The following is a 13,346-nucleotide window of genomic DNA, read 5'->3' as shown; positions in this document are numbered from 1 at the left end:
TTATGGCTGAAAAATTCACAGATAACGACGACAATCAATTTAATCCGGCAGCATCAAAAGCAGCACGTTATGATAAAGGTGTTGCTATTCGAAAGTTGGTGCCCCGATCAAGTCATGCCGAATGGAATCCGTCTGAGAATCGTGAAGATCCGGTTGAAATTTTGATCAAAACCAGTATCGGGAGAATGGAAAATTTAGTGCCAATTCGATACAGTCGCATGATGGAAAGTCCGTTTTCATTTTTTAGAGGAGCTGCTGCAATCATGGCCGCTGATTTAGAAAATACGCTAAATACAGGAATTGATCTGCAGCTTTGTGGCGATTGTCATTTGATGAATTTCGGAGGATTTGCAACTCCTGAGCGAAAAATCGTTTTTGATATTAACGATTTTGATGAAACATTTCCGGGACCATGGGAATGGGATATCAAAAGATTAGCGACCAGTTTTGTAATTGCCGGAAGATGGAAGAAATTCTCTAATAAAATTTGTAAAGAATTTGCCTGGCATGTGGCTGATAGTTATAAAAGAAATATGTCGGATTATAGTCAATTGTCGGCACTTCAAATTTGGTATGCTGATATTGATCTTGCAGAACTGATTGAACGTGGGGACGACGAAGAACTCAAAGAATTTCAACAAAAAAGATTAAAAAAAGCTTCCGAATATACGGCGCACGAGAAAGAGTTTGCTAAAATGACTTATATGGAAGGTAACCGTGCCAGAATAAAAGATGAACCGCCTTTAATTTTTCATCCGATAGGAGAAGAATGGCAACGACTTGAAAGAGAAGCTACCACTATACATAAAAGGTATATGGAAACCTTATCTGACGAGAAAAAAGTGTTGCTAAGCCGGTATGCTTTGCATGATTTTGCCATCAAAGTAGTAGGAGTAGGAAGCGTAGGAACACTTTGCGGCATTAGTTTATTGATGTCCGCTACTGCCGAACCTATCTTCTTGCAGTTTAAAGAAGCCAGACAAAGTGTTTTAGAAGCTCATGTAAAGACAAAAGGCAAATACAGTCATCAGGGAGAGCGAATTGTCAGAGGACAAAAGTTGATGCAGTCCGCTTCGGATATGTTTTTAGGATGGACAAATGATAGTGAAGATAAGTTCTTTTACATCCGTCAGCTTCGTGATGCCAAAGTAAAACCTGTTCTTGAAATTATGAAGCCCAAAAATATGGCCTCATATGCAAAAGCCTGCGGTTGGGCGCTGGCGAGATCGCATGCACGTACCGGAGATCCTTCCATCTTATCAGGATATCTTGGCAAAGGAGATGAATTTGCCAATGCCATTGCAAAATTTTCGGTTTCGTATGCGAATCAAAATGAGGCAGATTACTATACAATGCTGGAAGCAATTAAAGAAGGAAGATTACCAATATCAGAAGATATATAACTTTCAATAATTATTAAAATTGAATTTATGAATAAGAAGTTTTTGTTTTTTATGGGCTTTGTGATATTGACAATCACAGCAAAAGGCCAGACACAGCGTATCGATTCAACGGCTGTTTTTCTCTTGCATCGAACTAGTGAAACGTTGCAGGATATAACATCCTGTAGTTTTACGACAGTAACTACGTACGATGTTTTTAATGAACATTTAGGATTGATAAAGCATGCACTAAATGAAAAAGTCACCATGAAGTTTCCAAATAAAATGAAAGTGATTTCTTCAGGCGACAAAGGAAATAAAGGGTTATGGTACAACGGAAAAACCCTGAATTATTATTCATTTGATAATAATACCTATGCAAGCACAACAGCTCCGGGTTCTATTATTGAAACCATTGATGAAATAAGCAAAAAATTCGGAATAGAATTTCCGGGTGCCGATTTTTTCTATCCTGATTTTTTGAAGGATTTATTCTCAGAGCAGGGCAATTTAGTTTTTTTAGGTAAAACAATAGTCGATGGACGTGAGTGTTTTCATATTGCAGGAAGCGATACAACAAAAAGTTTCCAGTTTTGGATTGCCAATGACGATTTGTTTTTACCTGTAAAACTAGTAATTATATATACCAACGATAAAGACAAGCCACAATACGAGGCTATTTATAAAGACTGGATTGTAAATACAGATTATCCAAATTCTATGTTTGAATTTATGACACCTCCAAAAGCAACCAAAGTAAAGCTTGCGCCTAGAGAAACTACTAAATAATGCAAAAATCAATTGTCATGAAAGTATACAAATCAAAAAATAAAATCTCGATCCTGGTTGCAGCATTGTTTGCAATATTGACTATGATACCAGAAGAAGCAGCTGCACAGCGTTTTGGTCATTTTGCACCGAGACCAATGCCACGACCAATGCCAATGCCGCGACCAATGCCAACGCCAAGACCAATTCCCCCGGGACCAGGACCGGTTAGACCTATTCCGCCGAGACCATTGCCGCCACCGCATCCTTATCCTCATCCCTATCCAAGACCGTTGCCACCGCCACCATTTCATCCTTATCCGGTGCCGTATCCTTATATCTACCATCCGTTTGTGCCTTATTATTGGGGGCCAACCTGGTATCCTATAGGTTTCTTCGCAGCAACCTTAACCACGGCAGCAATTGTTATTACGGTTGAAAACAATCAATACAATTATGATGACGGTGTTTATTATGTTAAAGATTCAGGTGGTTATAAAGTTGTTCCTGCTCCATTAGGTGCTACAATTTCAGAACTGCCAAAAGGATATGTAACCATTACGGTTTCGGGAACAGAGTATTATTATTACGGAGGAACTTATTATGCAAAGGCATCGAGTAAGTACAAAGTAGTAAATGCACCCGTAGGGGCAGTTGTAGCACATCTTCCTGAGGGAGCAGAAGAAAAAACCATTGATGGTCAAAAATACTTGATTTATAACAATGTTTATTACCAGCCAATCTCAAAAGAGGGTCAGGATAGTTATGTTGTTGTTCAGGGAAAATGATGATATAGGCTTTGAGGGTACTTAGAATGAATAAAAATAAAGTATCCTAAAATAAGTAAGAATTTTAACCACTCTGTTATGTTAATTAAACAAAATGATTTATCTTTGAGAGTATAGTAAGGAATTGTTATATAAGGAGTTGTGTTTTATTAACAACTGTTTAACATGATTTGCCTTTCGTACTAGATTTGATCATGATTTTATAATGTCACATTAAACGAATTTAATCATTAATCTAAATACCACAAAATGAATATTAAAAGAAAGAATCTTCGTATTATCCCATTTTTTGTGATGGGATTGCTTTTCAGTTGTTCTCCAACCGTAAAAGTAACTACTGATTATGACCATTCTGCCAACTTTGGCGAATACAGAACTTTCACTGTTTATGATTTGAGAGCTCAGGAAGGTCAGGTAAATCAACTTAATGTTGATCGTGTTGCAAAAGCCATTCGTGCCGAAATGACTGCAAAAGGCTTTACAGAATCCTCTTCAAATCCGGATCTAAAAGTAAATGCAGTATCCATCCTAAAAAATAAAACACAAGTTACAGCCGATACTAATTTCTATGGTTACGGTGGTATGTACCGTCCTTATGGATATTGGGGTGGTGGTGCTATGATGGGCGGCGGTTCAACAACATTTAATTCCTATGATTATGTTGATGGTTCATTGATTATTGATATTGTATCTACCAAAACCGGCAAACTGGTTTGGCAGGGAATTGGGAATGCACAAATTGATAGCAAGCCTGATAATCCGGAAGAATTTATCAATGGTGCAATTAAAAAAATATTAGAAGGTTTTCCTCCGGGATTAGCCAAAAAATAGTTGACCAATTTATAGCTATAAATTTAATGTATAAGGGCCTCTATACTTATTTGTTTCGGCAAATAAGTATAGCCTTTTAAATGACTCCCCAAGTCTGTTCTTTTAACCAACATTAAAAGAAATACCTTTTAAAATTTAAGCCGGAAATTATGCTCGATATAGTACTCTCTCTTTTCTTTTTTGTAGCCACAATAGTTGGTTTTGCAACATCATTTATGGTTCTTTTTTCAAAGAAAAACTATTCAAAAAGTTTCTTTTTAGGGCTATTTCTGTTCAGTCTTGCCGTTGTGAGTGTCTATAATTTTTACTTATCGGCCACTACTTTCAAGACCTTCCCTGATCTGTTTATGATCACAAAATCATTTATGTTTTTAGTAGCACCTTCTGCTTTCTTATATGTAAGAAGTGTTTTGTTTTCAGACAGGATATTTAGAAAGTATGATTGGATGCATTTTCTGCCTTTTATCTTCTATTTTAGTTTAACACTAATTGTATGGGTTGACAGCTATTTTGATCTTCCTATTATTAATAATTTGGCAGTTAGAATAGAAAGCCCTTTTTCGATGCTAAGTCTAACGATTTGGCTGATGTACGCTTTTTGCCAGACTATGATGATTTTGAATTATGATTTGAAAAAATTCAACGTAGATCAATTTAACAGAATAAAAGTTTTAAGCTGGATCCGACTTTATAATTTGATGATTTTGTTTTTGTTTTCGACGCTTTTTGTACATTATTTTTTAGTAAACCGTGTTGATAGTATCGACTTTTCATGTTATATCCTGATTTCTTCAGTGCTTGTTTTTACAGTGGGATGGCTTTATTTTAAGCCGCAAATTTTCTATGATGCAAATGAAATAGTAGAGGTAAATGATAGCAATGAAGTAAATGAGAATTTTGACTTTGATCAGCAAGAAAATCACCTGGTGATCATTAAAACAAATGAAACAAAAAATAGTCTGCCGGTAGTGAAAGAATTAACGACAGAAAAAAAGCAACAATATCTCGCTCAATTAGAAAACATCTTTGCTACAAAAGAGCTTTTCCTGAAGAAAGATTTAGTGATTCGTGATATTGCTGAAGAGACCGGAATATCGGTACATCATCTATCAAATTTAATTAATTCAGAATTCAATCTTCATTTCCAGGATTATGTAAACCTGAAAAGAATTGAATATTTCAAAGACAAAATAAACGATCCGGATTGGAAAGATTTGTCACTTGAAGGAATGGCATGGGGTTCCGGGTTTAAATCAAGAACGACCTGTTTCAGAGCTTTTATTAAGCATACCGGAAAATCGCCTTCAGAATATTTTAAAGTAATCAGAATCAATCCTGAAAAAGCAACTACTTATTATTTAAAACAATCTTCAAACTAAAAAGATATAGTTTGTAGAAAGGGTTTGTTAGGTTTTATTAATTTTTAAAGTAGAAATGATGAAAACGAAATTTAAACAGAAACAAACAATCAAATCATTATTTACACTACTACTTCTTTTTGTTTCCTTTATTGGACAGTCACAACTAAAAGGAGGTCATATTTTGGGAGCCATGGGATTGCAATCCGGAACTCAAACTCCTGCAAATACCTTAAGTGTTTATATTCCAGGATATTTTTATAGTGCATCATCTTTAAAAGATGCCAATGGAGATAAATCGGTTGCTAACCCAGATTTAACCATGACGATTACCGGAGCCGGAATTTCATGGGTAAGTGATTTTAAAATTTTAGGAGCTAATTATGGTGCAACTGCATTATTGGCTTTTGCAGCAAATACAATTCAGGGAAATAGTACAGATGTGAATAATTCCCTGGCATTGACAGACTCTTATATTCAACCCATTCAATTAGGATGGCATAATAAAAGAGCCGATTTTGTAGTGAGTTACCAAATGTATTTGCCAACCGGAAGATTTACAGCCGGAGCATCTGATAATAGTGGTTTAGGAATGTTCATGAACGAATTTTCAGCCGGAACAACTTTATATTTTAATGATAAAAAAACATTTCACTTTGCCACTTTAGCTTCTTATGAAATCAATGGAAAAAAGAAAGATACCGATATTAAAACCGGAGACATTTTAAGTATTGAAGGCGGATTGGGTAAAACATTCTATATGATGAATGCAGAGAAAACAGCGCCAACAGGAATATTGAACGCGGGTTTAATTTACTATTTACAATATAAAGTGACTAGTGATAAGATTCCTGTACCAATAATAGGAATTGTAGAAGGTGATAAGGATAGCGTTGGAGCAATAGGAGCCGAGATCAACTATTTTCATATTGGTTGTAAAACTTCTGCAGGATTTAGATGGCTGGCTGAGGTTGATGCTATTAACAGATTCCAGGGGAACACTTTTTTTCTGACACTGGCCCATGTGTTTAGTTTAAAGAAAGAATAGTTGAAATAACTTGAAGCTGTTTTTTATCTCATAGTGTTTTTTATCGAATGCAAATAAAATCTAAGGTTGGTTAATATAAAATATCGAGATTCTAAATATGAAAAACACAAAGCTCTTCCGAAAAATGGTTCTCGCAAATGTTTTTTTTCTTTTGTCATTCAATGTGATGATGGGACAAAAACAGCATATTAGTTTAAGAGATTCTTTAGATCATGCAGTCGATTTAAGCGACTATATTATTTATGCACATGGTTTTATTGTAGTTCCAACAATTATTACAGAACCTGCATTGGGAGGTATAGGAGGGGCACTTGTTCCTATTTTTTTAAAAAAACGTCCGCCAGTTATTGATGAAAATGGAAAAAAACGTTTTATAAATCCTGACATAACAGGAGGAATTGGAATGTATACCGGTAATAATAGCTGGATGGTAGGTGCTTTTCGTTCTGCTACTTTAGTAAAACCGAGAATATTATATCGTGTCATGGCAGGATATGGCGATATGAATTTGTCATTTTATGCAAACAATTTACCTGTTGGAGGTGACCAGGAATTTAAACTAAATTTTAAATCTACCATTTTCTATACGCAATGGTTAAAGCAATTTAGAAATGCGAAATGGAGTGCCGGACCACAATATCTTTTTTTAAATTCTAATATAGAGTTGCCGGATTTGAATCTTCCTCCTCCTTTTGTAAAACCTGGAGATATTAAAAGTACAGTCAGCCAATTAGGAGGTGCACTTCAATTTGACGGCCGCGATAACATATTTACACCAGATAAAGGAATAAGGATTCAATCCGACTTTTTTTGGTCAGATGATGCAATAGGAAGTGATTATGATGCATGGCGAGTCAATTTATCAGCAATAGGTTATTATCCAATTGCTAAAAAATTAATTGGGGGGTTAAGAATAGAAGGAGAACAGGCCTTTGGAAGTCCGCCTTTTTATCTTTTGCCGGGAATAAATTTAAGAGGAATACCCGCAGCACGATATCAAGGCAAAACAAGTATTGTTACAGAAGCCGAATTTAGATGGGATGTATACAGGCGATGGAGTTTAATGGGTTATGGCGGACTTGCAAGTGCCTTTAACGATTGGGACCAGGCGTTTGCAAAACCCGTGGTGTATAGCTATGGAACAGGTTTCAGATATTTATTAGCCCGTAAATTCAAATTACGAATGGGTGTCGATGTGGCAAAAGGACCAGAACAATGGGCATATTATGTTGTTTTTGGAAGTAATTGGATGCGATAGATGCTGGAAAGAAAATAGAATATAGAGAATAGAACATAGAAAAAAGAGACTAGAGGCAAGAGAAAGATTCTGATGGTGTTGATGTAGCCACAGGATAGGAACAATGGGCTTATTATATTGTTTTGGATGTAATTGGATGTGATAAATCTTTAGCATAAATCAAAAACAAAACCCCGATGATAATTATTTCATCGGGGTTTTATTTTTGAAGGTGATTTTCGGGTATAATTCTATTGTAGAAAAAAGAGGTAAAGAGATTTTAAGTTTAATCCGCAATCACAAAAATTATCTAATTATCTAATTGACACATTATCTCATTGATACATTATCTAATTAGTATTTGCATATTTTGTAAGGTTTTATAGATTAATAAAAATATTGTGTAAAAATTAACGGCAAAGCTGTAGTTTTATTAACTAATATTTAATTGTTTTGTAACAAATATAAATTTGAGGCTACTAATTAGTCAACTATTTAAATCATTGATTATGTATAAAATTACGATGAAATCAGTTTTTGTGGCATCAGCATTTTTGGTTGGTGTGAGCAGCTGTTTTGCACAAGACGTTTTAGTGAATTCACTAAAAATGAATGCGAGTGATAAAAGTAAAGAGAACTTTAAATTCACAGAGCAAATTAACCTGGGAACAACTTCGGTAAAAGCACAAGGTTCTTCAGGAACGTGCTGGAGTTATGCTACAAACTCATTTTTAGAATCAGAAATGATTCGTTTAGGAAAACAGCCTGTCGAATTGTCTCAGATTTATTCTGCAAGAAATGTATATGTAGAAAAAGGGATTAATTACGTGCGTATGCATGGTGCTGTAACTTTAGGTGATGGAGGTGCATTGCACGATGTAACGAACATGTATAAAAAATACGGAGCCGTTCCAAGAGAAGTGTACACAGGATTAAACTACGGAACGGATAAAAATAAATTTGGAGAAATGGCGGCGCTTATCGAAGGTGTTTTGGCTGCTGTAGTTAAAAATCCAAATGGAGAACTAACTCCAAACTGGCAAAAAGCATATGCTGCAGTAATCGATTCTTATTTAGGAAAAGTGCCGGAAAACTTTACATACAAAGGGAAAAATTATACACCACAATCTTTTGCTAAAGAAGTTGTTGGAATTAATCCTGATGAATATGTAGAAATGTCGTCTTTTACAACTGCTCCATATTATCAAAAAACAACCATGATGGTGCCGGACAACTGGTCATTTGATCAGGTTTACAACGTAAAAGTAAATGACATGACCGATGTTATTGACAATGCGTTGAAAAAAGGATACACTGTAGCCTGGGCAACTGACGTAAGTGAGAAAAGCTTTAGCTGGAAAAATGGTGTAGCTTATGTTCCAACAAAGAAATTTGATGAGATGACAGCTGAAGAAAAAGCAGACATGTTTAACGGGCCAAAACCAGAGCCGGAAATTACTCCGGAGATGCGTCAGGCTGCCTTTGATAATTACACTACAACAGACGACCACGGAATGCATATTATTGGTCTTGCAAAAGATCAAACCGGAAGAGAATATTATATCGTAAAAAATTCTTGGGGAGAAACAAACGACTACAAAGGTTTCTTGTTTGTAACCAAAAACTTTGTGAAGTATAAAACAACTGCCTTAATGGTAAACAAAGGCGGAATTCCAACTGATCTTGCTAAGAAATTAGGAGTATAAGTTTTAGACCGATTTTAAAAATATAGAAAAGCGCTGCAAGTAAAATTGTCAGCGCTTTTTTCAGTTATAATAGCCAAAAGTAGAAAAGATACTTTTCGTATTATTTTTAGTTTTGTGTCTGTTTGTTTTTGTTTTATTGTTGAAAAACAACACTTTAACGTTTTTTAAGGTTGTTTGTGGGTATAATATAATAAAAAAAGGAACTATAAGTACCTTTGCTATTATTTTAAGGTTCAGAATAAATTAATCTAATCATCATGAAAACTTATGCAGTTAAGATTACAACAATTGCATGTGTTTTTTCTTTGAGCTGTTTTGCACAGCGTGCTACTTCAAAGGCTCCTGTCATTGCACCAATAGCAAATGCACATTCACAAACTGACAACAAATCTGGTGATGATCTTGTATTGGATTACTATCATGTAGAAGAAACTATTAATATGTCTTTTGGAAGAAGAGTGACCAAGTACGATGTTTCAAAACTGGATATGGTAAATACCTATGATCTTGGGCCAAACAATACAAGAACCGTAACAGTAGTATATAGAAAAGCAAAAGTAAAACCAACGGAAATAGGAATGCTTTCCAAAAACATTAAGGACACCGTTATAACAATAAAACCAGTAAAAGTTGAGGTGATCCCACCAGCCCAAAAAGCAAAATACCTTACTGTAGACCTCACCAAAACGTATATGAAAGTGATAGACAAAGGTTATGCTTCAGCAGATATGCTCAAAAAGGTAGGAGATAAGCACTATTTTAATGGTGAAATGACGGAAGCTGCCAAGTTTTATGCGCAGTTATTGGAGATGGCTCCCAATTCAGAAGCGTCTTATTATTATAGATATGCACAGTCGTTGAAAGAGACCGGCCAAACCGAAAAAGCCAATGAGATGATGGTGCTGTTTGAAAGTAAAAACGCGAATAACAGAATTGCGAAAGAATAGTTCCACGTATTCTCAGAGCAAAAAAAATCCCGATCACAAAATGATCGGGATTTCTTTTTTATAGTCAGACACTAATTATCGATTGTTAGAAGATATAACATTGGAATAGCACAAAAAAAAGACTATCATGAAAATGATAGTCTTTTAATAAGCTCCCCCTCTTGGGCTCGAACCAACCCCGATAGCTATCGGGGCTCTGATTAACAAGATCATTTGGAGTAAATATCAAAAAAAAATACCACTTACGAAATGTAAGTGGTATTTAATAAGCTCCCCCTCTTGGGCTCGAACCAAGGACCCTCTGATTAACAGTCAGATGCTCTAACCAACTGAGCTAAGGAGGAATCACCTTAAAGGTAAATATGTTTGCTAAAAAAAGTTGCTCCCCCTCTTGGGCTCGAACCAAGGACCCTCTGATTAACAGTCAGATGCTCTAACCAACTGAGCTAAGGAGGAAGTTGTTGCTCTTTTTAGCGAGTGCAAATATAGTCGATTTTTTAATTTACCAAAAATATTTTAACTCTTTTTTTAATTATTTTTTTTACTTGACAATCGCTTTGTAAATATCGTTTCCGTTAGCAAATAAAAGCAGTGCTATAAGTAGAACGAAACCAACCATTTGGGCGTTTTCAAGGAATTTGTCACTTGGTTTTTTACCACTAATTATTTCGTACAATAAAAACATCACATGACCACCATCAAGGGCAGGAATTGGCAATAAATTCATAACACCAAGCATAATTGACAATAAAGCAGTGATTGACCAGAACGCTTCCCAACTCCAGGTATTTGGAAAAATGTTGAAAATTGCTGCAAATCCACCAACTTCTTTATAAGCTTCTGTTTTTGGATTAAAAATTGTTTTAAGCTGATTTCCGTACTCAACTAATCCGTTAGCACCAGTTTCAATCCCAATCGGAATTGACTCCGCAAAACTAAATTTTTGACGGTTGATCGTATAAAGATTTAATTTTTCCAGATTAGAATAGGGTAATCTTGAAGCATAAGCTACTCCCGATTTAGATTCTTTGTTGAATTTTAAAGCACTCTGAATAACCTGATCTCCTCTTTTTACCGTTACTGGAATCGTTTTTCCACTAAAATTTTTAAATCGAGCGGCTACTTCATCAGCATATTTAACCGGAACTCCATTAATATGAGTTAATATATCGCCTGGTTTTACTGCTTTGGTATTTGGTGAAGTTTCATCGAAGCCAGAAACCACAAAAGGAATTCTCATTTCTACTAAAGAACGCTTAACTCCAGAGTTGCTGATTTTATTAATAATGTTAATAGGAAACTTAATTGTTTTGATTTCGTTGTTTCTTTCAACAGTAACTTCGCTAGCCATGAACAGGTTTTTAGCGATATCGTCATAACGATCTATTTTTTTACCGTTAATAGCAATGATTTTATCACCTGTTTTAATCCCCGCATTTTCAATTGCAGGATTGGTTACCCAAACACCATCTTTTAAATCAGCATTGGCTACATAAGTATCACCATAAACAAACGCCATTCCTATATATATAATAAAAGCAAGAATAAAGTTTACTGTAACACCACCCAACATAATGATCAAACGTTGCCAGGCCGGTTTAGAACGGAATTCCCACGGTTGAGGTGGAAGCGCCATTTGTTCTTTGTCCATACTTTCGTCGATCATTCCTGAGATTTTTACATAACCTCCAAGCGGTAACCAACCAATTCCGTATTCTGTTTCGCCAATTTTCTTTTTTAGAAGCGAATATTTAACATCAAAAAACAAGTAAAATTTTTCGACTCTGGTTTTAAATAATTTAGCGGGAATAAAATGCCCTAATTCGTGAAGAATAATAAGTAAAGATAAACTCAATAGAAATTGAGAGAGTTTGATAACTATATCCATTTTGTATTTTTAGTTCGTAATTTAACGCACAAAAGTAACGTTTCTATTTTAATTTGATAGCGCAATATAAGACATAAGGTTTTAAATGTTTGTTAATTAATAAACATTTAGATTTCTCCTTTTATTAAGATGCTGTAACTTTACTTTTTTATACGCTATCATACCTAATTGGTAGCCTAAAACCATTAAAAGTTACATAATATGGCTTCATTATTATTTTCTCCACTTACTATAAAAAAAATCACTTTAAAAAACAGAATCGTTATTTCCCCAATGTGTCAATATTCAGCAGTTGACGGATTTGCAAACGATTGGCATTTGGTTCATTTAGGAAGTCGTGCCAGCGGAGGCGTGGGTCTGATCATTCAGGAAGCTACAGCCGTTTCTCCCGAAGCCAGAATTTCATCTGCCGATTTAGGAATCTGGAAAGACGAACACATTCAGAAATTAAAAACAATCAATCAGTTTATAGTTTCTCAAAATTCAATTCCCGGAATTCAGTTGGCACATGCCGGCCGAAAAGCAAGTGTTTCTGCTCCCTGGGAAGGCAATAAAAAGTTAGATTTCGCTCAAGGCGGATGGCAGACAGTTTCTTCAAGCGCGATTCCGTATCACGATGATGAACCGTTTCTTCCGGAAGCTTTGGATCAAAATGGAATACAAAAAGTGATTGCTGATTTTAAAGCCGCAACCAAAAGAGCAGTTGAAGCAGGTTATCAGGTTGTAGAAATTCATGGGGCACATGGTTATTTACTGCACCAGTTTCTTTCTCCTTTAACCAATAACAGAACAGATGCCTACGGAGGAAGTTTTGAAAATAGAATCCGATTTACCTTAGAAATTGTAGAAGCAGTTCAATCCGAGTGGCCGTCAGACTTACCGTTATTTGTTAGAATCTCAGCTACAGACTGGGCAGAAGGCGGATGGAGCCCTGAAGAATCAGTAAAACTTTCCGAAATTTTAAAAGAAAAAGGAGTAGATTTAATCGATGTTTCGTCTGGCGGATTGGTTTCGCATCAGCAAATTCCGTTACATCCAAACTATCAGGTTCCATTTGCTGAAAAAATAAAAAAAGAAGCAAATATTTTAACGGGAGCAGTTGGTTTAATAACGCACGCCATACAAGCCGAAGAAATTCTGAAAAACAATCAGGCCGATTTAGTTTTATTCGCCAGAGAATCTTTAAGAAACCCTAACTTACCATTAGATTTCGCCAAAGACTTGAACGAAGACATCCAATGGCCAAAACAATACGAACGCGCTAAAATTAAATAAACCATAAGGTTTTAATTTGAACCATTAAGATCCATTAAGCTTTGAACTTAATTTTTCTTTAAGCAGCAAAACTTAATTTTCTTAATATCTTAATGGTAAAAAAAACATTAAAATTTAT

At 35.3% G+C, this 13,346-nt stretch carries 11 protein-coding genes and 2 tRNA genes; 10 read left to right on the top strand and 3 right to left on the bottom strand.

Annotated features, from left to right (window positions below; translation table 11 throughout):
• Positions 1 to 2: 2 nt before the first annotated feature.
• The 9 genes from IRZ99_RS05465 to IRZ99_RS05425 all read left to right on the top strand — a co-directional run bounded on the left by IRZ99_RS05465 (position 3) and on the right by IRZ99_RS05425 (position 10,065).
• Positions 3 to 1,403, top strand: coding sequence for a DUF2252 domain-containing protein (locus IRZ99_RS05465; protein WP_194656302.1), 1,401 nt, complete (start codon positions 3 to 5; stop codon positions 1,401 to 1,403).
• Between the two features lie 27 nt (positions 1,404 to 1,430).
• Complete coding sequence (locus tag IRZ99_RS05460) at positions 1,431 to 2,171, top strand: DUF2092 domain-containing protein (protein WP_194656301.1); 741 nt, start codon at positions 1,431 to 1,433, stop codon at positions 2,169 to 2,171.
• A 17-nt stretch (positions 2,172 to 2,188) separates the two neighbouring features.
• On the top strand, positions 2,189 to 2,938 hold the full coding sequence (locus tag IRZ99_RS05455) for a DUF6515 family protein (protein WP_194656300.1): 750 nt from the start codon (positions 2,189 to 2,191) through the stop codon (positions 2,936 to 2,938).
• Positions 2,939 to 3,187: 249 nt separating this feature from the next.
• Positions 3,188 to 3,769 carry a DUF4136 domain-containing protein gene (locus IRZ99_RS05450; RefSeq protein WP_194656299.1) on the top strand — a complete coding sequence of 194 codons (582 nt, stop codon included), beginning with the start codon at positions 3,188 to 3,190 and terminating at the stop codon, positions 3,767 to 3,769.
• A gap of 149 nt (positions 3,770 to 3,918) precedes the next feature.
• A complete protein-coding gene (locus IRZ99_RS05445) occupies positions 3,919 to 5,148 on the top strand; it encodes an AraC family transcriptional regulator (protein WP_194656298.1) in 1,230 nt (409 codons plus the stop codon).
• Between the two features lie 58 nt (positions 5,149 to 5,206).
• Positions 5,207 to 6,175 carry a transporter gene (locus IRZ99_RS05440; protein ID WP_194656297.1) on the top strand — a complete coding sequence of 323 codons (969 nt, stop codon included), beginning with the start codon at positions 5,207 to 5,209 and terminating at the stop codon, positions 6,173 to 6,175.
• 97 nt (positions 6,176 to 6,272) lie between these two features.
• On the top strand, positions 6,273 to 7,433 hold the full coding sequence (locus IRZ99_RS05435) for a BamA/TamA family outer membrane protein (RefSeq protein WP_194656296.1): 1,161 nt from the start codon (positions 6,273 to 6,275) through the stop codon (positions 7,431 to 7,433).
• A gap of 488 nt (positions 7,434 to 7,921) precedes the next feature.
• Positions 7,922 to 9,118, top strand: coding sequence for an aminopeptidase C (locus tag IRZ99_RS05430; RefSeq protein WP_194656295.1), 1,197 nt, complete (start codon positions 7,922 to 7,924; stop codon positions 9,116 to 9,118).
• 257 nt (positions 9,119 to 9,375) lie between these two features.
• On the top strand, positions 9,376 to 10,065 hold the full coding sequence (locus IRZ99_RS05425; protein WP_194656294.1) for a tol-pal system YbgF family protein: 690 nt from the start codon (positions 9,376 to 9,378) through the stop codon (positions 10,063 to 10,065).
• 270 nt (positions 10,066 to 10,335) lie between these two features.
• Here the strand turns inward: IRZ99_RS05425 and IRZ99_RS05420 are convergent.
• The 3 genes from IRZ99_RS05420 to rseP all read right to left on the bottom strand — a co-directional run bounded on the left by IRZ99_RS05420 (position 10,336) and on the right by rseP (position 11,953).
• Positions 10,336 to 10,409, bottom strand: a tRNA-Asn gene (locus IRZ99_RS05420).
• Positions 10,410 to 10,447: 38 nt separating this feature from the next.
• Positions 10,448 to 10,521, bottom strand: a tRNA-Asn gene (locus tag IRZ99_RS05415).
• Between the two features lie 85 nt (positions 10,522 to 10,606).
• Entirely contained in the window at positions 10,607 to 11,953 is a 1,347-nt protein-coding gene (gene rseP, locus IRZ99_RS05410; protein ID WP_194656293.1) for an RIP metalloprotease RseP, read from the bottom strand.
• A 201-nt stretch (positions 11,954 to 12,154) separates the two neighbouring features.
• On the opposite strand from rseP, the gene IRZ99_RS05405 reads away from it, so the two are divergent.
• On the top strand, positions 12,155 to 13,228 hold the full coding sequence (locus tag IRZ99_RS05405) for an NADH:flavin oxidoreductase/NADH oxidase (RefSeq protein WP_194656292.1): 1,074 nt from the start codon (positions 12,155 to 12,157) through the stop codon (positions 13,226 to 13,228).
• Positions 13,229 to 13,346 lie beyond the last annotated feature (118 nt).

This window comes from Flavobacterium sp. LC2016-12 (assembly GCF_015351595.1).
Lineage (GTDB): Bacteria > Bacteroidota > Bacteroidia > Flavobacteriales > Flavobacteriaceae > Flavobacterium.
The sequence above is the reverse complement of the archived record's forward strand: the minus strand, read 5'-3'. Positions and strand labels throughout refer to the sequence as shown.